The 26,280-nt window shown below is 59.5% G+C and carries 28 protein-coding genes and 1 tRNA gene; 19 read left to right on the forward strand and 10 right to left on the reverse strand.

Annotation, left to right across the window (positions count from 1 at the left end; genetic code table 11):
• Positions 1-30 precede the first annotated feature (30 nt).
• Complete coding sequence (locus DXT96_RS10245) at positions 31-588, forward strand: HNH endonuclease (protein ID WP_080813864.1); 558 nt, start codon at positions 31-33, stop codon at positions 586-588.
• Between the two features lie 27 nt (positions 589-615).
• On the opposite strand, the gene DXT96_RS10250 is transcribed toward DXT96_RS10245, so the two are convergent.
• Positions 616-1,131, reverse strand: a complete 516-nt coding sequence (locus DXT96_RS10250; RefSeq protein ID WP_153514527.1) for a disulfide bond formation protein B — start codon at positions 1,129-1,131, stop codon at positions 616-618.
• A gap of 266 nt (positions 1,132-1,397) precedes the next feature.
• Positions 1,398-1,482 (reverse strand) — tRNA-Leu (locus DXT96_RS10255).
• 296 nt (positions 1,483-1,778) lie between these two features.
• Between DXT96_RS10255 and uppQ the strand changes: the two genes are divergently transcribed.
• Positions 1,779-2,420, forward strand: coding sequence for a polysaccharide biosynthesis GNAT family N-acetyltransferase UppQ (gene uppQ, locus DXT96_RS10260; RefSeq protein WP_149899379.1), 642 nt, complete (start codon positions 1,779-1,781; stop codon positions 2,418-2,420).
• Positions 2,421-2,473: 53 nt separating this feature from the next.
• On the opposite strand, the gene DXT96_RS10265 is transcribed toward uppQ, so the two are convergent.
• The 5 genes from DXT96_RS10265 to secA form a co-directional block, all read right to left on the reverse strand.
• Positions 2,474-3,745: a GNAT family N-acetyltransferase gene (locus DXT96_RS10265; protein WP_149899378.1), complete on the reverse strand. Its 1,272-nt coding sequence runs from the start codon at positions 3,743-3,745 to the stop codon at positions 2,474-2,476.
• Between the two features lie 8 nt (positions 3,746-3,753).
• Positions 3,754-5,169: a Wzx-type polysaccharide biosynthesis protein UppV gene (gene uppV, locus DXT96_RS10270; protein ID WP_153514528.1), complete on the reverse strand. Its 1,416-nt coding sequence runs from the start codon at positions 5,167-5,169 to the stop codon at positions 3,754-3,756.
• A 57-nt stretch (positions 5,170-5,226) separates the two neighbouring features.
• Positions 5,227-6,429, reverse strand: a complete 1,203-nt coding sequence (locus DXT96_RS10275) for an acyltransferase family protein (RefSeq protein WP_153514529.1) — start codon at positions 6,427-6,429, stop codon at positions 5,227-5,229.
• Between the two features lie 81 nt (positions 6,430-6,510).
• Positions 6,511-7,404 (reverse strand): DMT family transporter, encoded by an 894-nt coding sequence (locus tag DXT96_RS10280; RefSeq protein WP_153514530.1) that lies wholly within the window; start codon positions 7,402-7,404, stop codon positions 6,511-6,513.
• Between the two features lie 240 nt (positions 7,405-7,644).
• Positions 7,645-10,353, reverse strand: a complete 2,709-nt coding sequence (gene secA, locus DXT96_RS10285) for a preprotein translocase subunit SecA (RefSeq protein WP_153514843.1) — start codon at positions 10,351-10,353, stop codon at positions 7,645-7,647.
• A 243-nt stretch (positions 10,354-10,596) separates the two neighbouring features.
• On the opposite strand from secA, the gene DXT96_RS10290 reads away from it, so the two are divergent.
• The 6 genes from DXT96_RS10290 (at position 10,597) to DXT96_RS10315 (ending at position 14,739) form a co-directional block, all read left to right on the forward strand.
• Positions 10,597-11,463 (forward strand): peptidylprolyl isomerase, encoded by an 867-nt coding sequence (locus tag DXT96_RS10290; RefSeq protein ID WP_153514531.1) that lies wholly within the window; start codon positions 10,597-10,599, stop codon positions 11,461-11,463.
• Positions 11,464-11,555: 92 nt separating this feature from the next.
• The gene (argJ, locus tag DXT96_RS10295) at positions 11,556-12,797 is read left to right on the forward strand and encodes a bifunctional glutamate N-acetyltransferase/amino-acid acetyltransferase ArgJ (protein WP_153514532.1); all 1,242 of its coding nucleotides are present in this window, start codon (positions 11,556-11,558) and stop codon (positions 12,795-12,797) included.
• 18 nt (positions 12,798-12,815) lie between these two features.
• Positions 12,816-13,592, forward strand: a complete 777-nt coding sequence (locus DXT96_RS10300) for an N-acetyltransferase (protein ID WP_153514533.1) — start codon at positions 12,816-12,818, stop codon at positions 13,590-13,592.
• Positions 13,589-14,002, forward strand: coding sequence for an 8-oxo-dGTP diphosphatase MutT (gene mutT / locus DXT96_RS10305; protein WP_153514534.1), 414 nt, complete (start codon positions 13,589-13,591; stop codon positions 14,000-14,002). The genes DXT96_RS10300 and mutT overlap by 4 nt, the downstream gene beginning before the upstream one ends.
• Before the next feature lie 151 nt (positions 14,003-14,153).
• A complete protein-coding gene (locus tag DXT96_RS10310) occupies positions 14,154-14,468 on the forward strand; it encodes a hypothetical protein (RefSeq protein WP_149899370.1) in 315 nt (104 codons plus the stop codon).
• Between the two features lie 100 nt (positions 14,469-14,568).
• Positions 14,569-14,739: a Flp family type IVb pilin gene (locus DXT96_RS10315; RefSeq protein ID WP_369809530.1), complete on the forward strand. Its 171-nt coding sequence runs from the start codon at positions 14,569-14,571 to the stop codon at positions 14,737-14,739.
• A gap of 17 nt (positions 14,740-14,756) precedes the next feature.
• On the opposite strand, the gene DXT96_RS10320 is transcribed toward DXT96_RS10315, so the two are convergent.
• Complete coding sequence (locus DXT96_RS10320) at positions 14,757-15,638, reverse strand: methyltransferase domain-containing protein (protein ID WP_153514536.1); 882 nt, start codon at positions 15,636-15,638, stop codon at positions 14,757-14,759.
• Positions 15,639-15,780: 142 nt separating this feature from the next.
• On the opposite strand from DXT96_RS10320, the gene DXT96_RS10325 reads away from it, so the two are divergent.
• The 5 genes from DXT96_RS10325 to DXT96_RS10345 are packed head-to-tail and all read left to right on the forward strand — an operon-like array spanning position 15,781 to position 18,774.
• Positions 15,781-16,572, forward strand: coding sequence for a ComF family protein (locus DXT96_RS10325; RefSeq protein WP_153514537.1), 792 nt, complete (start codon positions 15,781-15,783; stop codon positions 16,570-16,572).
• Positions 16,573-16,631: 59 nt separating this feature from the next.
• Positions 16,632-16,886, forward strand: coding sequence for a glutaredoxin 3 (gene grxC / locus DXT96_RS10330; RefSeq protein ID WP_153514538.1), 255 nt, complete (start codon positions 16,632-16,634; stop codon positions 16,884-16,886).
• Positions 16,887-16,910: 24 nt separating this feature from the next.
• Positions 16,911-17,771, forward strand: a complete 861-nt coding sequence (locus tag DXT96_RS10335; RefSeq protein ID WP_153514540.1) for a carbon-nitrogen hydrolase family protein — start codon at positions 16,911-16,913, stop codon at positions 17,769-17,771.
• On the forward strand, positions 17,768-18,196 hold the full coding sequence (locus tag DXT96_RS10340) for a DUF1178 family protein (protein ID WP_371418830.1): 429 nt from the start codon (positions 17,768-17,770) through the stop codon (positions 18,194-18,196). Before DXT96_RS10335 ends, DXT96_RS10340 begins: the two co-directional genes overlap by 4 nt.
• 8 nt (positions 18,197-18,204) lie before the next feature.
• The gene (locus DXT96_RS10345; RefSeq protein ID WP_153514542.1) at positions 18,205-18,774 is read left to right on the forward strand and encodes a DUF3291 domain-containing protein; all 570 of its coding nucleotides are present in this window, start codon (positions 18,205-18,207) and stop codon (positions 18,772-18,774) included.
• 8 nt (positions 18,775-18,782) lie between these two features.
• Here DXT96_RS10345 and ubiG read toward each other — a convergent pair whose 3' ends face one another.
• The gene (gene ubiG / locus DXT96_RS10350) at positions 18,783-19,529 is read right to left on the reverse strand and encodes a bifunctional 2-polyprenyl-6-hydroxyphenol methylase/3-demethylubiquinol 3-O-methyltransferase UbiG (protein ID WP_153514544.1); all 747 of its coding nucleotides are present in this window, start codon (positions 19,527-19,529) and stop codon (positions 18,783-18,785) included.
• Between the two features lie 257 nt (positions 19,530-19,786).
• On the opposite strand from ubiG, the gene DXT96_RS10355 reads away from it, so the two are divergent.
• Entirely contained in the window at positions 19,787-20,611 is an 825-nt protein-coding gene (locus DXT96_RS10355) for an SH3 domain-containing protein (protein WP_371418831.1), read from the forward strand.
• Between the two features lie 69 nt (positions 20,612-20,680).
• On the opposite strand, the gene DXT96_RS10360 is transcribed toward DXT96_RS10355, so the two are convergent.
• On the reverse strand, positions 20,681-20,941 hold the full coding sequence (locus tag DXT96_RS10360; RefSeq protein ID WP_153514546.1) for a DUF2934 domain-containing protein: 261 nt from the start codon (positions 20,939-20,941) through the stop codon (positions 20,681-20,683).
• Between the two features lie 282 nt (positions 20,942-21,223).
• Here DXT96_RS10360 and DXT96_RS10365 point away from each other — a divergent pair, with 282 nt between their 5' ends.
• From DXT96_RS10365 to DXT96_RS10385, 5 genes are all read left to right on the forward strand, one after another.
• Positions 21,224-22,294: an enoyl-CoA hydratase/isomerase family protein gene (locus tag DXT96_RS10365; protein ID WP_194287617.1), complete on the forward strand. Its 1,071-nt coding sequence runs from the start codon at positions 21,224-21,226 to the stop codon at positions 22,292-22,294.
• A 169-nt stretch (positions 22,295-22,463) separates the two neighbouring features.
• On the forward strand, positions 22,464-23,450 hold the full coding sequence (gene cysP, locus DXT96_RS10370) for a thiosulfate ABC transporter substrate-binding protein CysP (RefSeq protein ID WP_153514547.1): 987 nt from the start codon (positions 22,464-22,466) through the stop codon (positions 23,448-23,450).
• 76 nt (positions 23,451-23,526) lie between these two features.
• Entirely contained in the window at positions 23,527-24,348 is an 822-nt protein-coding gene (gene cysT / locus DXT96_RS10375; RefSeq protein ID WP_149899361.1) for a sulfate ABC transporter permease subunit CysT, read from the forward strand.
• A gap of 3 nt (positions 24,349-24,351) precedes the next feature.
• The gene (cysW, locus tag DXT96_RS10380; RefSeq protein WP_153514549.1) at positions 24,352-25,239 is read left to right on the forward strand and encodes a sulfate ABC transporter permease subunit CysW; all 888 of its coding nucleotides are present in this window, start codon (positions 24,352-24,354) and stop codon (positions 25,237-25,239) included.
• A 5-nt stretch (positions 25,240-25,244) separates the two neighbouring features.
• A complete protein-coding gene (locus tag DXT96_RS10385) occupies positions 25,245-26,270 on the forward strand; it encodes a sulfate/molybdate ABC transporter ATP-binding protein (RefSeq protein WP_149899359.1) in 1,026 nt (341 codons plus the stop codon).
• The last annotated feature ends 10 nt before the right edge of the window (positions 26,271-26,280 follow it).

Genomic DNA, 26,280 nt, shown 5'->3' on the forward strand with positions numbered 1-26,280 from the left:
TGCAGATGCCGAATCGCTCAGGAGAAGCCCTTGACGATTGCAGTTTCACCACAGGCCCTGCCGGCGCTCGTTCTGAACGCAGACTACAGGCCACTGAGTTATTATCCCTTGTCGTTGTGGTCCTGGCAGGACGCGATCAAGGCTGTCTTTCTAGACCGTGTGAACATCATCGCGGAATATGATCACGCGGTATCGTCCCCCAGCTTTTCCATGCGGCTGCCGAGCGTCGTCAGCCTCAAGACCTATGTGCAGCCCACCCGCAACCCCGCCTTCACGCGCTTCAACGTTTTCCTTCGGGACAAGTTCGAATGCCAATATTGCGGCACGCGGGACGAATTGACCTTCGACCACGTGATCCCCCGCGCGCATGGCGGTGAAACCACGTGGCACAATGTCGTGGCGGCGTGCTCTCCCTGCAACCTTAGAAAAGGCAGCAAGCTTCCCAAACAGGCGGGCATGTTCCCGGCGCAGAAGCCCTTTCAGCCGACGGTTCAGGATTTGCACAATAATGGGCGGTTGTTCCCGCCCAACTATCTGCACGAAAGCTGGATGGACTATCTTTACTGGGATACCGAGCTGCAGCCCTGATCTTCAGGACTGCACGCGGTTTTCCGCTTACCGGCTTTTACGGCTCGCGCCAAAAAAGGCGATGGCCGCAAGCGCAATGCTTGCGATGACGTTCCAGCCCGCGAAAGAAAGACCGAGCACCCGAAGTGCGGCGTCATTGCAGGAAGGCGCCTTGATGGCGTTCAGGTTGTCCAAAAGATCGCCGGCATTGGTGGTGATGGACGGCGCGCCGGTGGCGCAGGTGATCGGGCCTTCCCAGAAACCCCACTCCACACCGGCATGATAAACACCAAGCCCGGCGCCGATCAGCATCGCCACGCCGATCAAGGCAAGAAGCAGCCGCGTGATCTGAACCGGCAGTTTGAAGACGCTGGTCGCAACGGCCAATATGCCCAGCGGAATGGCGTAATAATAGGGGTCGCGCTGCAGCAGGCACAAGGCGCACGGTGTATAACCGCCAATATGCTGGAAACCGAGGGCGGAGCCGACGGTGAAGATCATTCCCGCCGTGACGCCGAGAGCGGCGAGCGTGCGGCTGTTGTCGGCGGTGGTCGCATTGGCCATGATGTTTTCCCTAAACTTCGCGAAGAAGCAGATATCCCGGACGGGCTTTCAGAAAGGCGGGCGTGATGGCGAAATTAAGTCGCCGCTCAACGGTGTGTTACGGGATTCGTCTAATTCAGTCCGAAGCGTCTGGCAAATGAAAGCCTGGTAATAAACCCGGGGCGGACAAGCAAAGTTTCGTGAGGATGCGGGCCGCCATGCCATGGTCGAAGGGATATCGGGAAATCCCGGATAAAAATGAATAAAATCAATGCCGATTTTGGAAATGGTACCCCAAGCCGGGATCGAACCAGCACTCCTTGCGGAACCGCATTTTGAGTGCGGCGCGTCTACCAATTCCGCCATTGGGGCAACGGTGGTAATGCCACGGCGTCTATCACGGCCAAGGCCATGCGTGCAACCCCAAAGCTGATTTATCCTTCTTATTTGCGCGTGTTTGTGGCGGCTATTTCCTGCCTGTTCTGGCCCGGTAGTGAAGGAAGGGAGGGGTTCGTGGGTCCCGTATCGATACACCTGCGGTTGCAACATTAACGTAATATTAGATACCTCTAACAAATTAGAATATACGCAATTACTAATTGAATTATGATGCCAGCGTGGAATTTCCACGCGGGGCGGGAATAGCCAGAACTCATAGGGAGGAAATTATGAGGGCGCTTTCTCGCAATTTATTACTGTCTGCCTGCCTTATCTTGCCCGTCAACGCACATGCGCTGGATATCGGGATTGGCGGCGAAAACGGGGTGAATGCCAGTGTCGGCGGCAATGGCAGCGGTGGGCTTGGTGTCGATGCTTCCGTTGGCGGCAGCAATGGTGTCAATGCCAGTGCCGACGTTGGCGGTCGAAGCGGCGGCGGTTTGGGCGCGGATGTCAATGCGTCTGTCGGCGGTAGCAACGGGGTCAATGCGGATGTCAACGCATCCGTCGGCGGTTCCAGCGGCGTCAGCGCCGGTGTAGACGCTTCGGTTGGCGGTTCCAACGGTATCAATGCCAATGTCGGGGCCAATGTCGGCGGATCGAGTGGTCTTGGCCTTGGGGTTGGTGTCGGTATTGGTGGTTCGGGTTCCACCGGAAATCCGGGAAATCCTGGAAGCCCGGGAAATCCGTCCAATCCCGGCAACCCGGGCACGATGTCACCAGGCGCGATGCGCAACGCCGTTCAGGCCTATAATGACATGTCGCGAACCGAGCAGATCAGGCTCGCCCGCCGTTGCGCCGATATTCTGGGCGGCGGATATGATGCCGCGCTGACGCAATTGTGCAAGATGATCAGGACGGCGTCACGCTGACGCAGGTCTTGCCACGACAGTAATCCGAAGGACGCCCTCGGCGTCCTTCGCGATTAATTGCCCTTGCGTCCGAAGGAGAGGATTTTCTGACGCAGGCTGCGGGCGAGGTTGCGGGTGTTACGGTACATATCCACCTGCGTGGAAACCTGCCGTACGTCCCGGTCGCTGTTATGTGTCAGCCCGACAACCAATGTGCCCATTTCCTGCCGTTCCTGCCAGAAACGGCTCATGATCGGATGATCGGGCACCGCACAGCTGTCGCTGCGTAGAATGTTGGCATCGTCCAAATGCCAGTCGGTCAGTTTCTGCACCAGCAATTTGCCGGGCGAAAACTGCGCATAATTCTCGTCAAAGGCTGTCTTCCACGTATAGGCCTCGCCGGCCGTCAAGAAAACGATCATGGATGCGATCGCCGCGCCGTTGAGATCGATGGTGTGGATACGCACGGCATCCGCTTCGGCCAGATTGGTGATCGCCTCGCGGGCAAAGGCGGCACGGTAACGGTCGTTCACCAGCGCCGTGCGCTTGCGGCCTTTCCAGCCGCTTGCCTCAAGCGCCAGGAATTCCTCCATCCGGTAACGTATGTCCTTCGGCTGGCGGGTCACGGTGTAGGAGATGGCCCCAAGTTTTTCGAGCTGACGCCATTGGCGGCGCATTTCCCGCTGATGGTGCGGCGCAAGCGAATTGCGCAGATAGGCCTCGCCATCCAGGAGGCTTTCCAGCATCGGCCGCTGGTAATTGCCCGTCGTCGTCACCGGCAGGTTGCGGCTGAGCGCGATCGCCCTGAACATGCGGGCGAAAGGTCCTTCAAGCCGCACATCCGGCAGCACGAGCACATTCGGCAGCCGCATTTCCCGGTCGGAAAGCGCGTCGAAAAGATTGTCGAGCGTTTCCGCAGCCCCCTCGGTATCGACCAGCGGCGTGCCGAGCGGACCGAACGGATTGGCCCATCCGCGCAGAATGGAAGGCCCGATGGAAAAGCCCGGCTTTTCAACGGTAAAGGGCATCAGAAAGCGCATGCGGCTTCTGGCGCCGTTCTCATCGCGGATGAGGGCGAAACGCACGGACTTGTCGTCGATGCGCGGCATGGCGGGAGCAAGGAGCCGACCGGTGAAGAAGACATTCGCCTCCATGACGCGGTTGGACAGGAAGTCGAGTTCCTCCTGCATGTCATAACCGAGCTGGCCCGGATAAATGCAAAATTCACGGCCGTCGCGTCCCACGCGCCGGCTGCTGTCCGCCACGGGACGGTCACGCTCCGCCGACGCCATCAGCGCCGCGATGCGCGGGTCCTGAAAATCCGGATTTTTTGGGTCGCTGGACATGCTTATCGTTACACCGCCTTCCCAGTGTCTTGACCCGCCCGGGGATCGTTGAAGGCAAAAAGGACGATCCCGAGTGTGCGGCGAATGGCTACATGCAGTAACACAGCTTCTATGCACATGGCTATTGCAACCGCTGCCGCAGCCCCTGCCAGACCATAGACCGGAATGAGCAACATGTTGAGTGCAATATTACAACCGAAGATGATAATATAAAGTGCCACGCACAATTTTTGTTTGCCGGCCATGTTCAGCAGCGTTTCCCCCGGACCGATCAGTGCTTTGGCGAGAAAACCGGCAAAGAGGAAGAACATCAGCTGATAACCCTGAACGAAACCGGGGCCGAACAGAGAGAGCAGGAATGGGCCGGCCAGAAGCACGACGCAACCGACGGCAAGCGACGGCCAGAAGGCCCAGCGCGCCGCCTGGCTGGCGAAACCGGCCAGCTCTTGCCGGTCATTGGCGGAAATCAGGGCGGCCAGACGCGGGGCTGCGGCCGCCTGCACGGAGAAAAATACGAATTGCATCAACACGATGGTTTTCGCCGCCGCAAAATAAATGCCGACCTGATCCGGTGGCAGATAGAGACCGACGATCACCACATCCGAATTGGTCATCAGGAAGCCGATACCGTCAATCAGGAACACGGGAAAGGCAAACCGCATCCAGTGGCTGAAATGGATCAGCCGGGCGACGCTGCGGAAATTTCGGTTGAGCCGTCGGTTGAGGAAGGCGAAATGGAACAACGTGGTGACATAGGTGGCGAGAAGCGCGGTGAGCATGGCCGTTGTCGCGGTTTTTTCCGCGCCAAGCCCGATCGCCACCAGCATGAACAGCAATATGAGCACCGGGCGAACGATATAGGTGGGGCTGAGGGCTGATATTGCCCAGCCATTGGCGCGCGCAGTGCCGTTCAGCACATCACCAAGCGCCACCATCGGCAGGGTGAAAAGCGCCAGTGCAACGGGAATGAGGTAATAGGCGGCGATACGCTCACCGAAGAAATACAGGAAAACAAAGCCGCAAAGCGCCAGCGTGCTGGCGGACAGCATGGCGAAGATGCGTGCCGTCGATGTCAGCCCCATGATCTTGTCATGGGCGTCCTCAAGACGGTAGCCGGGTAAAAAGCGGATGACAGTGGTGTGGAAACCGAGGCAGGACAGATTGCCGAACAGGATCACCAGAACCCAGACAAAGGCGAAGAGGCCGTATTCGAATTCGCCCATCAGGCGCGCCAGGATGATCTGGGAGATGAAGGCGATGCCGGCGCTGACGATGCGCACCGCAAAGGCAACCAACGCCATGCGCTGGGCGCGGGAGACATCATCCCTTGCGGAAACGAGGACGGCGATTTTCGCTCCCAGCGGCGAGAGCTTCGCGCGCAGGCCTGCGGGTAAGGCTTTTTCCGCCGTGTTGAGGATAGCCATGATCCACACGCCATCATTTCCAGTTAAATAGGCAGCCGGATTGTAACCGCCTTATCCTTAACGAAGGGTTTGGGAGGCGGCGGCGCCTGTCCCGATGCCGTTTGCCGCCCGCGGCTTGCGGGTGCCGTTGAGAAGAAAAAGTGCAAGCGGACTGCGGCGTATCATCTGGTGCAGCAGATAGGCCGTAAAGGTCGTCGCCGCGACGATGATCGTGAATTCGAGGATGGGCGGCAGCGAGATCAGAATGAAAAGCGTGCCAAAAGCGTAAATCAGCGGGTGATGAAACAGGTAGATGGTGAAGGAGGCATCCGTCATCCGTCCGGCAATCCGGCTTGGCCTGTCGAAATAGCGGCAGGCGAGGTCGATCAGCAGACGGCTTGCCGCCACCGCCGCAATCGCCGAAACCAGCACGAGCATGGCCGAACTGGAAAAGGGATTTTGCAGCCGTAGCGTCACGGCGGTTGCGATGGTGCCGAAGGCGATAATGCCGGTGATAGACCCCGTCTGGCGAAAACGGTGAAAGAGAACCCGGTCGCGGTTCAACAACGCTCCGATGAGAAAGAACGGCAGATAGCGCGCATAAGGATCGGAGGCCCGTTCGTAGAGGATAAACAGGCCATTTCCGGTTTTGCCCGCAAGCAGGCCTGAGCCGTAGACCATCAGTTCCCACACAACAGGCAAGGCGCAGAGCGCGACAAAAAAAAGGGCCGGATAACGTGCCCGCGCCCTGCCGAACCAGTCTCTGGCATAGGCCAGTGTCGGGCGTTCCGCGAGGAACAGCAGGCCGGCAAGCAGGACGGAATAGCCAATGAGGGCGGGCAGGAACCACAGATGCATGATCCATTGTTCGCTCGGGCGCATTAGACCCGGCAGGCTCTGGATCAGCCGGTCGGCGGGGATATCGCCCTTGGCGACGCCGGCCAGTTGCAGCAGGAAAAGTTGCAGAGGCCCGAGCAGGAGCAAGGCCACGATGAAGGGCAGGCCAAGGCGCAGAAAACGCTGCCTCAACCAAGGCATCTTGCCCTTCTTGCCGACGACCATGGCTGAAAAATAACCGGCCACCAGAAAAAACGCCGGCATGCGGAACGTGACGAGCGCCGCGCCAAGTGCTGTCAGGACCGGGCTGGTCTCAAAATCCTTGATATCCCAAGGCAGGGCGTGGCTGTAGAGCAGGGAGGCGTGATAGGGAATGCCGAGCAGCATGAGGAGAGCCCGCAAGGGATCCCAATAATGCTCATAATCTGACTTGCCCGGTTGCATTTTCCCCTCGCGTCGCAAACGCGATCACGCGTGATCAGCGATAGCCGCCACGACTATTAGTGGAAAACGCTAATAAACCCTTCATGCGCCGGATGGCGTGGGCGGCGCTTTTTTCTTGGGCAGAAGATCGAGCACGAGTGCGCAGCCCAAAATGATGATGCCCGCGCCCAAAAGCTGGGGAAGTGACAGGGGTTCGTCCAGCACCAGAGCGCCGATAAGAACCGCCACGACGGTGACGGCAAATTCAACGCTGATCGTCTTCGTTGCACCGATGGTGGAGACCAGCCGGAAATAGGTGATGTAAGTGAGGCCGCTCATGACCACCGCCTGTATCAGCAGGTAAACGTAGTCGATGAGAGCCGGCGTTCCGGGCAATGGCACGGCCAGAAGAAGCGGCAGGGTCATCAGACCGCCCGCCAGAAAGGAGCCGATGGTGATTTCCCAGGAGCCAACGCCTTTGAGGTGGTGGCTGGCATAGTTGCTGCCATAGGCGGCGCAGATACAGGCGGCGACAGCGGCGGCGCAGCCGATGATGAAACCGGTTGTGACGGGAACGGCGGGAAAACCGACGAGCAGGACGATGCCGGCAAAGCCGATGACGAGGCCGGCAACACCCTGCCGCGTCAGCCGCTCAAGCCCCCATATCTGCGAGATGAGCATGGAAAAAAGCGGAATTGTCGCCACCAGAATGGCGGCCATGGCGGTGCCGACCAGCGGTGTTGCGTAGGAAAGGCCGATCAGCTGCCCGGCAACCGTTGTCGCTCCAACGACGGTGAAAGTACGCCAGCTGGCGGAAAATGCCAGCTTGCGGCGCGCGGCCCGCGCGATGAGAAAGAGGGTGACGGCGGTGACAAGCGAGCGAAGCGTGACGGCACCAATCCAGCCGAAGGCTGCGACGACATGCAGAAGCAGCAGGAAAGACATTCCCCATGCGAGCGCGAGAAAAATATAGGCGGCGAGATCGCGAGGGGCCATGGAGCATTTCCGTCAAAATTGTTTAGCGGTTTTACGTCCGGAGAATGCGCAAAAACAAAGATCGTGAGCCCGTCCGACGCTTCCATCTAGCCGGATGCGCTTATGAAAGCGTTTTCCGGAAGATGATCAGGCTCCCATATTGGAAATCGCTGATATCCGTCAACAGCAATGAACGGGCGCAAAGAAAATCGCCCGCAACACGGGGTTACGGGCGATTGCTATCAAAAATGGGCCTCAGGTTTACGCCTGTTCGTAAACGCCGTGGCAGTGCTTGTATTTTTTTCCCGAGCCGCAGGGGCACATTTCATTGCGCCCGATACGGCCCCAGCTGGAGGGATTGTTCGGATCGCGCTCTTCGGCCGGCACCAAAGCGACGGGTGCGCTATACGACATCTCGTCTTCGCCTGTGACGGGGTCGAGATGATGGGCGGTCATTTCCGGCAGTTCCGGCTGCTGCGGTTCCTGCTGCACCAGTTCCACGCGCATCAGCTGGGCGGTGACGCCTTCGCGCAGATTGGTAAGCAGCGACTGGAACAGTTCGAAGGCTTCCGCCTTGTATTCCTGCAACGGATCACGCTGGGCGTAACCGCGGAAACCGACGACGGAGCGAAGGTGGTCGAGGTTGACGATATGTTCGCGCCACAGATGGTCGATTGTCTGGAGAATGACCGAACGTTCCACATAGGTCATGATCTCAGGACCGAAACGTTCCGCACGCTCGGCAGCGTATTTGTCGGCCGCCTCGGTAACGCGCTGAAGAATGTCGTCCTCGGCGATACCTTCTTCCTTGGCCCATTCCTCCACCGGCAGGTCGAGGTTCAGGAACTGGGCGATACCGGCCTTCAGGCCGGCAATATCCCACTGTTCGGCATAGGCATTTTCCGGAACATGCTTGGTGACGAGCGCTTCGATCACTTCGTTGCGCATGTCGGCTGCGGTTTCGCCGATATTGTCGGCCTCCATCAGCTCGAGGCGCTGCTCGAAGATCACCTTGCGCTGGTCGTTCAGCACGTCGTCATATTTCAGAAGGTTCTTGCGGGTCTCGAAGTTGCGGGCTTCGACCTTCTTCTGGGCGCGTTCCAGCGCCTTGTTGATCCACGGATGGACGATGGCCTCGCCTTCCTTCAGGCCGAGCTTCTGCAGCATCGAGTCCATGCGCTCGGAGCCGAAGATGCGCATCAGGTCGTCCTGGAGCGACAGATAGAATTTCGAGCGGCCCGGGTCACCCTGACGGCCGGAACGGCCGCGCAGCTGGTTATCGATACGGCGGCTTTCGTGGCGCTCGGTGGCGATGACGTAGAGACCGCCGGCGGCGAGCGCCTTTTCCTTCAGCACCTTGATTTCGGCGCGGATTGCCTCTTCCTTCGCATCAAGCTCCGGACCGGGCTCCATGCCTTCCAGCTCGCGCTCGAGGCGCATGTCGACGTTGCCGCCGAGCTGGATGTCGGTACCGCGACCGGCCATGTTGGTGGCGATGGTGACGGCGCCGGGAACGCCGGCCTGCGAAACGATATAGGCTTCCTGCTCGTGGTAACGGGCGTTCAGAACCTGGAAATCGGTGAAGCCGGACTGGCGCAGCATATGGGCCAGAAGTTCGGACTTCTCGATCGAGGTCGTGCCCACCAGAACCGGCTGGCCACGCTCATGCGCCGCCTTGATCTCGGTGATGATGGCGAGGAACTTCTCCTCGCCGGTGCGGTAAACCTCGTCGTCCTCGTCGATACGCTGGATCGGCAGGTTGGTCGGCACTTCGATGACGTCGAGGCCGTAGATGTTGCCGAACTCTTCCGCTTCCGTCGATGCCGTACCGGTCATGCCGGCGAGCTTGGAGTACATACGGAAATAGTTCTGGAAGGTGACGGAAGAAAGCGTCTGGTTTTCCGGCTGGATCTGCACCTTTTCCTTGGCTTCCAGCGCCTGGTGCTGGCCTTCGGAATAACGGCGGCCGGGCATCATGCGGCCGGTGAATTCGTCGATGATGACGATTTCGTCGTTACGGACGATGTAGTCCTTGTCGCGGGTGAAAAGCTTGTGGGCCTTCAGCGCATTGTTGATGTGGTGAACGATGGCGACGTTTTCGATGTCGTAAAGTGATTCGCCCTTCAGGAGGCCCGCCTGCCGCAGCAGGTTCTCGAGCTTCTCGGTGCCGTCTTCGGAGAAGTTGGCCGAGCGCTGCTTTTCATCGATTTCGTAATCTTCCGGCGACAGAAGCGGAATGAACGCGTCAATGGTGTTGTAGAGATCGGAGCGGTCGTCCAGCGGGCCGGAGATGATGAGCGGCGTGCGCGCCTCATCGACAAGGATCGAATCGACTTCGTCGACGATCGCGTAATTGTGGCTACGCTGCACCATCTGGGCGCGGTCGTATTTCATGTTGTCGCGCAGATAATCGAAGCCGAGCTCGTTATTCGTCGCGTAGGTGATGTCACAGGCATAGGCCTCGCGGCGCTGGTCGTCGTCCAGCCCGTGTACGATGACGCCGGTCGTCAGCCCGAGGAAGCCATAAAGCCTGCTCATCGTGGCGGCGTCGCGCTTGGCGAGATAGTCGTTGACGGTAACGACATGCACGCCCTTGCCGGCCAGGGCGTTGAGGTAGACCGCAAGGGTCGCCACCAGCGTCTTGCCTTCACCGGTCTTCATTTCGGCGATGGCGCCGCCATGAAGGATCATGGCGCCGGTCAGCTGCACGTCGAAGGGGCGCATGTGCAGAACGCGGCGTGACGCCTCACGGGCGACGGCGAAAGCCGGGATCAGGAGATCGTCCAGCGTCTTGCCATCGGCAAGCTGCTGGCGGAACTCCGCCGTCTTTGCCGCAAGCGCTTCGTTGGACAAAGCCTTGGTGGCCTCTTCCAGCGCATTGATGGCTGCGATCTTGCTTTTATAGGAGCGGACGCGGCGTTCATTTGCCGAACCGAACAACTTGCGGGCTATTCCGCCGAGACTGACCATCTTACTGGCCCTTTCTGAAATTCCGTTTTCACGGGCGCTTTTCTCCGTCATGCCGATTTCAGCAACAAATGACGGACTTCGCCCTTCAACGTATCTGGACGCGAGGTTGCGTGACAGATAAGAGGGGGGGCAAATGATGTCAACGGTTCTGCCCGTTACAGAATGGCCACAATCCGGTGTTTGGAAGTTTTTTCAGAGCCGGAAACCATGTCTGGAGCCGGCATTGTCCCCGAAAGGTTCAAAATGTTGCGCTATAATAAAATTGCGGCTGCGGTGATTGTGGCCACGCTCGGCCTCCAGCTTCCGGCTTTTGCACAGGAAGACAAGGTTGTCGCCAAGGTCGGCGATCTGGAGATTCACCAGTCCGAACTCGATCTGGCCATGGGCAACCTCGATCCGCAGCTCGCGCAGCTTCCCGACGAGCAGAAGAAGGTCGCAGCCCTTTCCGGCGCGATCGACGTCAAGCTTCTCGTGAAGAATGCCAGCGCCGAGGGTCTCGAAAAGACTGAAGATTTCAAGAAGCGCATGGAATTCATCCAGGACCGTGAGCTGCACAACGCCTATTTCCGCAAACATGTGGTTGATGCCGTCACCGCTGATGAAGTGAAGGCACGCTACGACAAGGAAGTCGCAGCTCTGCCGCAGGAAGAAGAAATCAAGGCTGCCCACATCCTCGTCGCCAGCGAAGATGAAGCCAATGACATCATCAAGCAGCTTGATTCGGGCAAGGATTTCGCCGCACTCGCCAAGGAAAAGTCGACCGATTCCAACAAGGATGACGGCGGCGATCTCGGCTGGTTCGGCAAGGGCCGCATGGTGCCGGAATTCGAAGAAGCCGCTTTTGGTCTCGAAAAGGGCGCTTACACCAAGACCCCGGTGAAGACGCAGTTCGGTTTCCACGTCATCAAGCTGGAAGACAAGCGCATCGCCCCGCCGCCGGCTTTCGAGCAGGTGGAGCCGCAGGTTCGTCAGCTTGTCATGCGTGACAAGTACGTTGCCCTCATCGAGAAGGCCAAGGCTGACCAGAAGATCGAAATCATGGATGAGACGCTGAAGAAGGGCTACGACGAAGCCACGAAGGAACAGCAGGCTCAGCCGCCGCAGCAGTAATAATCACCTTGTTACGGGGCGGCTTTGAGGCCGCCCCGTTTCATCTCAGGCACTTCCATACCTCCCATTTCCAGAATTTCAGGCGCTTTTCCATGTCCGTTGCCGTTTCCCCGCTCGCTCCGAAATCCTATCCCGACATGCCAGCGCTGCGCGGCGTTCGCATGGCGACGGCCGCCGCCGGCATCAAGTACAAGAACCGCACCGACGTTCTCCTGATGGTGTTCGACAAGCCGGCAAGCGTGGCCGGCGTTTTCACCAAATCGAAATGCCCTTCCGCTCCGGTCGATTTCTGCCGCGCCAATCTCGGCGGCGGCGCGGCGCGTGCCGTGGTGGTCAATTCCGGCAATGCCAATGCCTTTACCGGCATCAAGGGCAAGGCGGCGACCGAGCTGACGGCGAAATCCGCCGCCGCTGCCGTCGGCTGCTCTGAGGGCGAAGTGTTCCTGGCATCGACCGGCGTGATCGGCGAACCGCTGGACGCCTCGAAGTTTGCCGGCGTTCTCGGCGACATGAATGTCCGGGCGGAAGCCGATTTCTGGCAGGAAGCCGCCAAGGCGATCATGACGACGGACACTTATCCGAAGGTCGCGACCCGCACCGCCGAGATCGGCGGCGTGATCGTGACGATCAACGGTATTTCCAAGGGGGCGGGCATGATTGCCCCCGATATGGCGACGATGCTCTCTTTTGTGGTGACGGATGCCGATATCGATCCGGCCGCCCTGCAGGTCCTGCTTTCGGCCGGTGTCGGCCCGACCTTCAATTCCGTGACGGTCGACAGCGACACATCCACGTCAGACACGCTGATGCTGTTTGCCACGGGTGCGGCGGCCGAAGACGGTCAGGTGAAGGTGACGAGCGCCGATGACGAGCGCCTGTCCTCCTTCCGCGCCGCGCTCAACGATCTCCTGAAGGATCTGGCGTTGCAGGTGGTTCGCGATGGCGAAGGTGCCCGCAAGATGGTGGAAGTCACCGTCACCGGCGCGGAAAACGATGCCGCCGCCAAGAAGATCGCCCTTTCCATCGCCAATTCGCCGCTGGTGAAGACGGCGGTCGCCGGTGAAGACGCCAATTGGGGCCGCGTCGTCATGGCCGTCGGAAAATCCGGCGAAATGGCCGACCGCGACCGCCTCGCCATCTGGTTCGGCGGCGTGCGCGTGGCCGTGAATGGCGAGCGCGACCCCGATTATTCGGAAGCGGAGACCACCGCCGTCATGCGTCTGGAAGACATTCCGGTGAAGGTGGATATCGGTCTCGGCCAGGGTACGGCCACGGTCTGGACCTGCGATCTGACCAAGGAATATGTTGCGATCAACGGCGACTACCGGAGCTGACCGTTGGAGCCGAAGAGAATGCAGGACAACAAAGCCGTCAATCTGCCGCTGGTTCGCCGTCTGGAAGCCGTCAGCTTCCGCGCATGGCCGGCCTCGTCGGTGATTTATGACGGCAGCTGGCAAATCCGCCTGACGGGGTCGCATCCCTCCAAGCGCATCAACTGCGTGGTGCCGCTTGACCCGTCCGACTATGGCAACAGCGCAGTGCGGCTGGAAAAGGCACGCAAGCGTTTCGAGGATTTCGGCCGACCGCTGGTGGTGCGCGAAACGACACTGATGCCGCCGCAACTCAAGGACTTTCTGGTCAAGGACGGTTGGTCCGTGTTTGAGGAAGTCAAGGTGATGACGGCTGATCTTTCCGGAATGGAGCTTCCGGAAACGCTCGTCAGCCTGCCGAGCCACGATATCGGCCGATTTGTGGAGGCCAGCCTCAAGGTCAGCGATGGCGATGCGTCCCTGCGTCCGGCGATTGCCGAGATCGTCAGTTCCATCAAGCCGACACTCGGCCTGTTCATCAACGAGGAAGTTGAAAGCCAACCGCTGGCGACTGTTATCTGCGTGCAGGATAACGATCTTGCCGGCATCATCTCCCTCGATGTCGACAAGTCGCAGCGACAAAAGGGTCTTGGCACGCAGATTATGGCCTCGGCACTGCGCTGGGCCAGAATCAGCGGCGCGAAAAGCGCCTGGTTGCAGGTGGTTTCCACCAATGCTGCCGCGATTGCGCTCTACGAAAAATTCGGTTTCACCGAAGCTTATCGTTATCGCTATTGGCACAAGGGTGCTGAAGAATGAGTGAGGCGGGCAAAAAAATCCTGCTGGTCGCTGCCTGCGCGCTTCTCGATCAGGATGGCCGCATTCTTCTGGCGCAGCGGCCGGAAGGCAAATCGCTCGCCGGCCTGTGGGAATTTCCCGGTGGTAAGGTGGAGCACGGCGAGACGCCGGAGGAAACCCTTGTCCGCGAGTTGGACGAAGAACTGGGTATCAAGACCAGGGTCGCCTGCCTCGCACCGCTGACCTTTGCCAGCCATACCTATGAGACGTTTCACCTGCTGATGCCGCTCTATGTGTGCCGTCGTTATGAAGGCATCCCGCATGGTCGGGAGGGTCAGGCGATAAAATGGGTAAAGCCGATGGCCCTGCGTGACTACCCCATGCCGCCGGCCGACGAGCCGCTGATCCCTTTCCTGCAGGATCTGCTTTAAGACGCCGCCTTACACCGTCACAGCTTCGTGAAAACCTTCCATTCGCTGCGTTTTGCCGTGCCAAAACGGGGCTATGTTAAGAGATCGTTCAGCACCCTCTGGCAGATTGTTAATCTAAAGAAGCGGTAAACTGCGCGAGACGAGGTTGGTTATGAACGAGGATTTCTGGAAGACGGTGGAAGGTCGTCACTCTTATTCCGATAAATCCCGTCGCACCGGCGTTCTTAATGTCGCGCTGCTTTTCGGCACGGCCGTTATCGCTCTCTCCCTGATCATCACCCCCATGCTTGCCGGAAAATCATCCACCCGTGTGGCACAGTTTCCCGACAATTATGACATGATCAGCACCGGCTCGATCAAGAAAACCGATACGGGCAAGACCTATTCCATTCGCCGCAGCATAACCCAGCCGATGCCGGAAATGCCCTGCGTCGTGACGGGTTACAGCAATGAGAGCGGTTGCTGATCGTTTACCATCATCGGTAACCGATTCCTCACACTGGCGGCCTTAAGATATATTCGATTTCAATAAAGCATAATGCCGGCTGGCGGATTGGGCATATCCTGTGCTGCTTTCATTTATCAATTTTTGCAAGAACGAAGATGGTGCGACAGCAGTTGAATACGGCCTGATCGTCGGGCTGATTTCCGCGGCGCTCATTGGTGGCGCGAGCACCATCAGCAGCGATATCAACACAGTTTTCCAGTTTCTCACCGACACTTTCGCCAAAAGTTGAAAGTGTCGGGCGAGCGCTCAGGACAATTTCACCTCGGTGGTTTTCAGCGCATCCGCAAGGCGCATTTTGGCGGAGCCGGGCTTCAGCGGTTTCTGCTGGCTCTCATGCGGCGCCCAGCCTGAAACATAGATGATGGAAAATGTCGCCCTTATCCGTCCATCCGGGTCTGAATAACGTTCGGCATAAAGCTCCGCCGCGCGCAGGAAGAACGCGCGGTTGAGCGGTTTTCTGCTGCGGCTTGCCAGCGGATTGGCCATGCCCATGGCGCGCAGGTCGCGCATCAGCGGAAAAATCGAATCGTACCGCACCGTATAGGTTTCCGAATCGGTGACCGGAAGGGCAAAACCGGCGCGCTGCAAAAGCGCCCCGACATCACGCACATCGGCGAAGGGAATGACGCGCGGGCTGGCGCCGCCGGTCAGTTCCGCCTCCGCCGTCAGCAACACGTCGCGCAGTTCATGCAGTGTGCCGCTGCCGGGAATGGCGCCGAGAAACAGGCCGTCCGGCTTCAATGCCCGCCGGATCTGGATCAGCGCGCCGGGCGTATCATTGGTGAGATGCAGTGCAAGCGGCGAAACGACGAGATTGGCGGACGCCTCCTCAAGCGGCAGATGTTCCATTGAGGCTGCCTGCGGAATATTCCCATCCGTGGCAAAACAGCTCTCGGTCTCGATACGGCGGATTGCCTCCACCTTGCCCGTCTCGGCCAGGCGCTGCGCGGTGATGCCGGTTCCGCCATGCAGTTCGATCGCGGTCTCGAATTGGCGCTCGACAATGGCGAGCCTGTCGGCGAGTTCTTCAGCTGCCATATCGAGAAGAAACAGGGCCTTGTCGTCGCGCCGGTTCCATGCCCGGCGACGGTTTTGTTCGATCAGGGCCTGGTCAAAGAGAATATCCATCGTCTTGCCTGCTCGGCCAATAGCGCCTTGGGGTCGGCGGGCCGCTTCTTTGCTGTCATGCCGTCAGGGGCATCGTTTTCCGGTGTCTGGCCGGACCATATCGCTCTCGCAAAGGCACCCGTTCGGCGCTAAAGTCAACCTTATGGGTGCTGGTGAAGATCTGTTTTCGGAGTTGCTGTCGAAGTCTGCCAGCGTGCCGGCCGCCGCCCGTGGCCTGTTGCGCGCGGCCTTCCGCATGGTCCACCCACCAACCTGCGCCGGCTGCAATCGCATGACCGGCGGCGAGGGGGCGTTGTGCCCCGATTGCTGGCGGGAGGTTGCCTTCATCGAACGGCCTTTCTGCGAGGTTTTGGGTGCCCCCTTTTCGCGCGATCATGGCGAAGGCGTTGTGAGTGCGCGGGCCATTGCCGATCCGCCATCCTTTGATCGCCTGCGCGCCGTTGCCAGCCATGAGGGCACTGCCCGTAAGCTGGTGCACCGGCTGAAATATCAGGACCGCACTGATCTCGCCCGGTTGATGGCGATATGGATGCTGCGGGCAAGCGACGGAACGGTGGATGCCTGCGATTGCATTGTGCCCGTGCCCTTACATCGTTACCGTTTCCTGCGCCGTCGCTTCAATCAGTCCGCCGAGCTGGCGCGGCATCTGGCGAGGGCGGCCGGCAAACCTCTGCTCGCCGGCACGCTGTTGCGCGTGAAGCCGACCGAGCGTCAGGTGGGGCTCTCCGCACTCGCCCGACGGCATAATGTGCGCGGCGCTTTCTCGCTGGCGCCCGGCCGGGAAGCCGATGTTCATGGAAAGCGCGTGGTGCTGGTGGATGACGTCTATACGACCGGTGCGACGGTGGGTGCGGCAAGCCGTGCCCTGCGCAAGGCAGGTGCCGCGGATGTGACAGTTTTGACCTTTGCAATGGCCATTTCCGGGCCTATATGAAGCCTGAATGATGTGAGGAAACCGTGCGTTCATCGCACGTTTGCGAGGCTTTGAAAGACATGGCACCGGTGACGATTTATACGCGGGATTTTTGTGGTTATTGCGCGCGCGCCAAGGCGCTGCTGGACAGCAAGGGCGTTGATTATGCGGAATATAACGCTACCACGACACCGGAATACCGGCAGGAAATGATCGAGAAATCCGGCGGAACGACCTTTCCGCAAATCTTCATCAATGGTGAGCTTGTTGGCGGTTGCGACGATCTGCATGCGCTGGAGCGCGCAGGCAAACTGGATACGATGCTGGCTGGCTGATCGGTCCGATCGACGGAGGATGTGATGAGTTTCAAGGTTGCTGCCATCCAGATGCGCTCGGGCGTTGATCCGGCGAAAAACGCCGCCGATATGGAACGGCTGGTGCGCGCCGCTGCGGCGGAAGGCGCTGTTTATGTCCAGACCCCGGAAATGACGGGTGCGATCCAGAAGGACAGACAGGCGCTTCGTGCCCAGCTGCGCGATGACGATGGCGATATCATCGTTGCCACCGCCGCACGGCTGGCGCGCGAACTCGGTATCCATGTCCATATTGGCTCCACGGCGATTGCCAGGCCGGATGGCAAGATTGCCAATCGCGGGTTTCTCTTCGCGCCGGATGGTTCGCGCATCTGCAGCTATGACAAGATCCACATGTTCGATGTCGATCTCGACAATGGCGAAAGCTGGCGCGAAAGCGCTGCCTATGAGCCCGGCGAAGTTGCGCGTATCGCCGAACTTCCCCTGGCGAAATTTGGCTTTTCTATCTGCTATGACGTCCGTTTCCCGCAGCTTTTCCGCGCAGAAGCGCTGGCCGGCGCCGAAATTCTGACGGTGCCTGCCGCCTTTACCCGCCAGACGGGGGAAGCCCATTGGGAAATTCTGCTGCGCGCCCGCGCCATTGAAAACGGCGCTTTCGTCATCGCCGCCGCACAGGCGGGGGTGCATGAGGATGGGCGTGAAACTTTCGGCCATTCCATCATCATCGACCCCTGGGGCAAGGTGCTGGCCATTGCCGGCGGCGGCGGGGAAGAGATCATCTTCGCTGAGATCGACACGTCTCTTGTGGCGGCGGCGCGCGGAAAAATCCCCAATCTGCGCAATGCCCGCGAGTTCGGGCTGGATACGGTTATTCCCCTGAAACCTGCCGGAGGTGAGGCGGCGTGATCCGTTATGCGCTGGCCTGTGAGAAGGGCCATGAGTTTGAAGGCTGGTTTGCCGGTAGCAACGATTTCGACAATCAGTTGCAGCGCGGTTTCCTGTCCTGTCCGGTCTGCAATTCCGTGCAGGTCTCCAAACTTCTGATGGCGCCTTCAGTCTCTACCGCCCGTAAAAAGGACGAACGCCAGACGCTCGCCATGGACACGGCAAAAAAGGAAGCGATTGCGAAAATCCGCGAGGCCGTCGCCAATATTCGCGCCAATGCGGAGGATGTCGGCGATAAATTCCCTGAAGAGGCCCGCAAAATCCATTATGGCGAGGCGGACGAGCGCGGCATTATCGGCAATGCCTCCGTGCAGGACGCCAAGGCCCTGCTGGACGAGGGCATCGAAATCGCGCCGCTGCCGTCGTTACCTGACGACATAAACTGAGTTTGGCTATGCGGTTAGCAATCTATAATTTCGGAATACAGATTGCCGCTTATGATGATCCCGCCGTTGCCGGATTTGCCCGGCGCGAACCTTTGAATTTCATGGCCGCCGAACGCGCGGAAGGTTTCATCGGCCGGTCCGGTTACGAAGGCGAACCCGGACCCGCAAGCTGGGGCGTGCAGGTCTTCCCACGTTTCCTGAAGGAAAACGGCGCGACAAGCGGTGTTTCGTCCTTTTCGCTCTGGCGCGATCTCGAATCGCTGATGGCCTATTCCTACTCCGGCGTGCATGCGGAGGCCCTGAAGCATGGACGCAACTGGAATATTCCACAGAAATGGCCGCCGCTTGTTCTATGGTGGGTGGATACGGCGGATAATCCTCTCTGGACAGATGCCGTCAGAAGGTTCGAGCATCTGCACGACCACGGCCCGTCGCCACAGGCGTTTAATTTCAAGCAGCCTTTCGCGGCGAACGGAACTCCGGTTGAAGTCGACCGGGCCGAGGTCCGGAAAATCGTCGCAAGAAATGCTGCCGGGCAAAAGGAACTGCTGTTGGCGGTGCAGGCTATTCCAGTCTGAATGCCGATTTATGCCGGCCGTTTCGCCAGCATCATGTAGTTGACGTCCATATCCGGCGAGAGATTCCACCGATCCTGCAGCACGTTGTAGAAGACGCCGGTGCGGTGGATGATATCCATGCCGCTTGCCACCATCGGCCGCTCAAGCTCTTCCGGGCGAACCAGCTTCTCATATTGGTGGGTGCCGCGCGGCAGCCAGCGCAGCACGTTTTCGGCGGCGAAAATGGCGAGTGCCCGGGCTTTCAGCGTGCGGTTGATGGTGGCGGCAAACATCAGCCCGCCGGGGCGCGCCATTTTGGCGCAGGTGGTGACGAAGAAATCGACATTCGCCACATGCTCCACAACCTCCATGTTGAGGATGACGTCGAAGGTTTCGCCCGCTTCCTGCAACTGTTCGGCGGTTACGGCGCGGTAGTCCACTGTGACACCGCTTTCACGCGCATGGGTGGAGGCGATGCCGATGTTCTTCTCCGAGGGATCGGCACCCACCACGGTGGCGCCCATGCGCGCTACGGGCTCGGAGAGAAGACCGCCGCCGCAGCCGATATCCAGCACGCGCAACCCTTCCAGCGGGCGATGCGCCTTCGGGTCGCGGCCGAAATTCTCGCAGACGCGGTTGCGGATATATTCCAGCCGCACCGGATTGAACTTGTGCAGCGGGCGGAACTTGCCCGTTGGGCTCCACCATTCGGCAGCCATCGCGGAGAAACGATCCACTTCGCTCTGGTCGACGGTCGTCTGTGCGGTTTCGCTCATGGTTCTGCTCCATATTGCTGTTGCACTGAAGTCGGATGATTGCCCCCCGAAGTCAAGACCGACGGGCCATTCCGCTGGCAATTTGTCGGGCGCGCAATGCCGCAGGTGGAACTGATACGGCGCCTCATTTGTTTCATGCTGCGTTCATGGAGAGACGCGTATTTTCCGATCGTGGCAGTATGCGGAACGCATACTCGTCCATCGAAGACGATGGATGCCGACAAGGGCAAAGCGGGCCTTTGCTTGAGGAGAAAGAAGTGAAGAGAAAACTGTTTGGCGCAATTGCGCTGGTGGCCATGCTCGCCGCGCCGGCACTTGCCGAAGCCGCGACACGCGGCTTTGCCACAGCGAACGTGAATATGCGCTCCGGCCCGAGCACGGCTTATCCGGCCGTCGTCGTGATCCCGAACGGCGCACCGCTCACGGTGCATGGCTGCCTGTCCGATACTCCCTGGTGCGACGTGTCCTTCGTTGCCGGTCGCGGCTGGGTTGCCGGGCGCTATATCGAAACCACCTACCGGCAGAACCGCGTCTATGTCGAGCCGCGCTACTACCGGGATCTCGGCGTGCCGATCATCACCTTCGAAGCCGGCCGGTACTGGGACCGCTATTATCGCGACCGCGATTTTTACCGCGAGCGTGATCGCTGGCGTCGCCCCTCCGGCGGTTACTGGAATGCCGCACCGCCGCCACCGCGCGCAGACTGGGACCGCCCACGTCCGCGCGACGAGTGGCGTGATGGCCGCCGGGATGACTGGCGCGACGGCCGCCGCGATGAATCGCGTGATCCGCGCCAGGGCGGCGGACCGAATGACGGCCGCTGGGAGCGCCGTTATGGCGACTGGAACCAGGGTGATCGCAATAAGGGTGACAGAAATCAGGGCGACAGGCCGCGCCGTGAGGACAATCGCCCCCGCGTCGAAGACGATAACCGGGACCGCAACCGCGACCGTCAGCAAAATCAGGATGAAGGCCAGCGCCGCCCTGAACGCCGCCAGTGGGACGAGCAGCGCCGCGCGCCTGGCTCGGAAAACTTCCAGGGCGGTTGCCGGATCGGCGATCCGGGCTGCGACGCACGCTAAACAGACAAAGCCCGGCGAGATTTCGTCGGGCTTTTTCATTTGCTGCTTCAGATGACTATGTGGGGGTCTTTATTTCGCAGCGGCAGCCTTGCGAGCGCGGGCTTTGGGTTTCGCCGGGGCTTCTGCATCCGGTGCGGCGGCATCAGCGGAGACTGCTTTGGGAGCTGCCTTCTTGCGCTGCGCGGGTTTCGTCGCTTCCGATGTTTTCAGAAGTGAAAATTCGTGTTTTGCCTGTTCCCAATGTGCCGCATCGCGGCCGTGGGGGTGGCCTTCTTTTTCCCAGAGTGTATAGGCGCGTTTGCTGATCCACTCGTTTTCCGAAACCTGCATGCTCGTCTCCCGTTGCTGTTTACAGCGCCTTTGAGAAGGCGACATTTCGCTTGGTCCGGCACACGCTCGACAGGAATCAATGCCGGCATTTCCAGAACCCATTACATGCCATCATCTTCCGGGCGTCAAGCAAACATGCTGCATTGCGAAAGCGGATTTCAGGCATTTTACGCCTGGGAAAGCGGTTTAAGCGAAAGACGTTCCCATACGACAAGATCAACGTTGCGTGATTGCGTCAAGGCCGCCAAGATGGGCGGAGAACCGGCAGCGGAGGAGGCGAGATTGGAACTGGGAACCGAAGCGGAGGTGCAGGTCATCGTCGAGAGACGGCAAGGAGCCGGCATCATCAGCCTTAACCGTCCGAAAGCCATCAACAGCCTGACGTTGCCGATGGTGCGCACCCTGTTCCAGTCGCTTCAGCGTTTCGAGGACGACCCCGGCATATCCTGCGTCGTGCTGAGGGGGGAGGGCGAAAAAGGACTTTGCGCCGGCGGCGATGTCCGCATCATTCATGATCTCGGCAAGGCGGGTGACCCGCAGGTGCTTGATTTCTGGCGGGAAGAATTCCCGCTCAACTATCGGATCGCCCGCTTTGGCAAACCCTATGTCGCGTTGATGGATGGCATCGTCATGGGTGGCGGCGTCGGTATTTCCGCGCATGGCAGCCACCGCATCGTTACCGAGCGCACAAGGCTCGCCATGCCGGAAACGGGTATCGGTTATTTCCCGGATGTCGGTGGTTCCTGGCTTTTGCCGAAGGCGCCGGGCGAGTGCGGCACGTGGCTGGGGCTGACCGGCAACGCCGTTACCGCTGCCGACGCGATCTATGCCGGGTTTGCCGATTATTTCGTCCCCTCGGACCGTCTCGAAGCTCTGGTGCAGGATCTGTCGCAAACGACGGATGTCGAAGGTTTGGAGGCAGCGATAGCGGCCTATGCCACTGATGAGGGTGAAGGCATACTGGCTGCAAACCGGGATATCATCGATGCGACATTCCGTTTCGATACGGTCGAGGAAATTTTCGCCGCCCTTTCGGCGCGGGACGATGCCTTTTCGCGAGAAACGCTTGAAGTTCTGCAAAAACGCTCTCCCACCAGCCTTAAACTGACACTGAAGCTTCTGCGGCTTGGCCGCGAAAGTGCAAGCCTGATCGAGTGCCTGGAGCGGGAGTTCGCCGCCGGCACCGAGATATTGCGCCAGCATGATTTTTACGAAGGCGTGCGTGCGGCCTTGGTCGACAAGGACCGTAATCCCCGCTGGCGTCCGGGGCGGCTGGAAGAAGTGCGGGAGGAGGATATTTCACGCTACCTTGTTGATCACTCCGGCAATCTGTTTCCCGAACATCGTCTCTAGCCTGACGCAAAAGAAATCCGCCTTGTCGCCATATATGAAATTATCGCCTGTAGAAATTTTGTTCTTTGGGTGAAATTTCCAATTCATGACCCCGTAAAGCACGACTGTTTCTCGCCGCAGTTGCTTCCGCCCTCTATGTTGAGGACCATTCGATTTTCCGGGGGTATTCATGAAACGTCTTCTCATTATCGGCACTGCCATTGCCGCCCTTTTTGCAGGTGCGGCGCAGGCGCAGTCTCCGACCACTATTCTCAACGCATCTTACGATGTCGCCCGTGAAGTTTTTGCGGCCGAGAACGAGGCGTTCATCAAGCAGCATCCGGGCATCACTGTCGATCAGTCGCATGCCGGCACCTCCAAGCAGGCGCGCGCCATCGTTGAGGGTCTGGAAGCCGATGTCGTTACCTTCAATCAGGTGACCGATGTCGATTTTCTGGTGAAGCAGGGTTTTGTCTCCGCCGACTGGCAGAAGGATTTCCCGAATGACGCTTCACCGTTCTATTCCTTCCCGTCCTTCCTCGTGCGGGCCGGTAATCCCAAGGGCATCAAGGATTGGGACGACCTTGCCCGCGACGACGTGAAGGTCGTTTTCCCCAATCCGAAAACCTCGGGTAACGCCCGTTACACCTACCTCGCCGCCACGGCTTACGCCAAGGAGAAGTTCAACGGTGACGAGAAGAAGGTTCAGGAATTCGTCAAGAAAATCTTCGACAACACGCCGGTTTTCGACACCGGAGGGCGTGCTGCCACCACCACTTTCGTGGAGCGTGAAATCGGCGACGTGCTGATCACCTTCGAGGCTGAGACCCGTGGCATTGCCAAGCAATATGGCAAGGACAAGGTTGAGGGCGTCGTGCCTTCCGTCAGCCTGCTGGCCGAATTCCCGGTGGCGGTTGTGGACAAGGTGGTCGACAAGCGCGGTTCGCGTGAACTGGCCAAGAGCTACCTTGATTTCCTCTATACGGAAGAAGGCCAGCGCATCGCGGCGCAGTTCGGTCACCGCGTGCATGATGAAAAAGTCGTCGGCGAATTCAAGGGTGACTTTCCGGCCATTCGCCTCGTCAACGTCAATGACGTCTTCGGCGGCTGGAATAAAATCCAGAAAGAGCATTTTGCATCCGGCGCGACGCTTGATACGCTTTACGGCAGCCGCTAATCACAGCGAAACAAAACTTGAAAACGACCCGGCGGGACACTGCCGGGTCGCTTCATGATGAAATGGGGGCGGGGGTTTGAAGCGGAATGTTCTGCCGGGGCTGAAATTGTCCCTTGGCGTTACCCTGACTTACGTTGCCATCATCGTGCTTCTGCCGCTCTCGGCGCTGGTGTTCAAGGCGGCAAGCCTGGGGCCGGCCGAATATTGGGCGATTATCTCCTCGCCGCGCGCCGTTGCCAGTTATCGCGTCACCGTGCTCTGCGCGCTGGCCGCCACGCTGTTCAATGTCATTTTCGGACTGGCGCTCGCCTGGGTGCTGACGCGATACCGCTTTCCCGGCTGGCGTCTCGTTGATGCCATTGTCGATTTGCCTTTTGCGCTTCCCACTGCCGTTGCCGGCATTGCCTTGACGACGCTGTTTGCGGGCAATGGCTGGTTCGGTTCGCTGCTGGCGCCGCTCGGCATCAAGGTGGCCTATACGCCTGTTGGCATCATGGTGGCGATGGCCTTTACCAGCCTGCCGTTTATCGTGCGCACCGTGCAGCCGGTGCTGGAAGACCTCGATCCGGCGCTGGAGGAAGCGGCGCAATCGCTCGGTGGTTCGGATCTGGAAATTTTCCGTAAGGTCATTCTGCCGCTTTTGACGCCCGCTCTTCTGGCCGGTCTGTCGCTTTCCTTCGCCCGCAGCCTTGGCGAATTCGGGGCGATCATCTTCATTGCCGGAAACCAGCCGTTCTCTACTGAGATCACGGCATTGCTGGTCTTCATCCGGCTGGAGGAATATGACTACCAGGCTGCAGCCGCCATCGCCTCCGTGCTGCTCATCACCGCTTTCATCATGCTGGCCGTGACCAATTACCTGCAGACGCGCGCGCTGCGTTATACGGTGAGGAGCTAGGAGATGAGCGCCTTTTCCCAACACCGCAAGCCACCGCGCGTCGGAGATGCAAACTGGGTTCGTCGCAGCCTCATCGCCTTCGTGCTGGTCATCGGCGCTTTGCTGGTTGTCGCACCGCTGATCATCATCGGCGTCGAAGCTTTTTCGCAGGGCTGGAAGGTTTATTCCGCCACCATCGCCCATCCCGATACCCGCCACGCCATCATGCTGACGGTGATTACGGCGCTGATCGCGGTGCCCATCAACACGGCCTTCGGCGTTGCGGCTGCCTGGGCGATCACAAAATTCGACTTTCCTGGCCGGCGTTTCCTGCTGGTGCTGATCGAGATACCCTTCTCCATCTCGCCGATTGTCGCCGGTGTCGCCTATCTCTTCGTTTACGGATTGCAGGGGCTGTTTGGGCCGTTCCTCGATGCGCATGATATCAAAATCCTCTTCGCGCTGCCCGGCATCGTCATCGCCTCGATGTTCGTCACGGCACCTTTCGTAGCGCGTGAACTCATTCCCTTGATGCAGGCGCAGGGCCGTGATCTGGAAGAGGCGGCGACCTCGCTGGGCGCATCCGGCTGGCGCACCTTCTTTTCGGTGACGCTGCCGAATATCAAATGGGCGCTGCTTTACGGTGTGGTGCTGTGCAACGCCCGTGTGATGGGTGAGTTTGGCGCGGTATCAGTCGTGTCAGGCAATATTCGCGGCCAGACCAACACGCTGCCGCTGCATATCGAACTGCTCTACCACGATTACCAGACGGCCGGCGCTTTCGCCTCGGCCTCGATCCTCGCTTTGCTTGCCGTCGTCACCATCATCGCCAAGGTGGCGCTGGAACGGCGCGGTGCGGGACGCGGAGCCAAAAAGACCAACGGCGATGCCGCCATCGCCACGGAGACCTGATTCCCATGAAAATCCGCCTCGAAAACGTGGTGAAGACCTTCGATACCTTCCGCGCCGTTCGCGACGTCTCGCTGGATATCGAAAGCGGCGAGCTTCTGGCGCTGCTCGGCCCTTCCGGCTCCGGCAAGACGACGATTTTGCGCATGGTTGCCGGTCTCGAATATAGCGATGGCGGCCGCATCCTGTTCGGAGACGAGGACGCCACCAATATTCCGGTGCGTGATCGCGGCGTCGGTTTCGTGTTCCAGCACTACGCGCTTTTTCCGCATATGACGCTGCACGAAAACATCGCCTTCGGCTTGAAGGTCTCGAAGGTCAAGCGTGACAAACCAGCGATCGACGCGCGCGTCGAAGAACTTCTGAACCTCGTCAAACTCGATGGTCTGGGGGATCGTTTTCCGGCGCAGATATCCGGCGGGCAACGGCAGCGCGTGGCGCTGGCGCGCGCCCTTTCGGTCGATCCCAAGGTGCTTTTGCTGGATGAGCCTTTTGGCGCGCTGGACGCCAATGTGCGCCGCGATTTGCGTCGCTGGCTGCGCGAAATTCACGATGCTCTCGGTATCACCACGATTTTCGTGACGCATGATCAGGAAGAGGCGCTCGATCTCGCTGACCGCGTGGTGATCCTCAATCAGGGTGAGATCGTGCAACAGGGCACACCAAAAGAGGTCTGCCGCCAACCAAACAGTGCTTTTGTCATGCGCTTTCTCGGCGATGCCAACCGGGTCTCCGGTGTGGCGCGCGGCGGCAAGGTCTATGTCGGCGACAACGAGCTGCCCTTCTCCTACACTCAGGGAGACGGTGCCGTCGAGATTTATGCCCGTCCTTCCGATCTGGAGTGGGAAGACCTGCATGAAGGCATTCCGGCCTCGGTGGCGCGGGTTCTTGACCGGGCGGGTGAGCGGCGGGTTATCGCCAGCACCGATGGCGGTGATCTCCTGGAATTCGACGTGCCGCCGGAAAATGACGTCGCCGCCGGTGACCGTGGCTCAGTCATTATCCGCCGGGCAAAGATTTTCCCGGCGGCTTAAGCGGCGCTCG

The sequence above is a fragment of the Agrobacterium sp. ICMP 6402 genome, assembly GCF_009498615.1.
In the GTDB taxonomy this organism is placed as follows: Bacteria; Pseudomonadota; Alphaproteobacteria; order Rhizobiales; family Rhizobiaceae; genus Agrobacterium; species Agrobacterium burrii.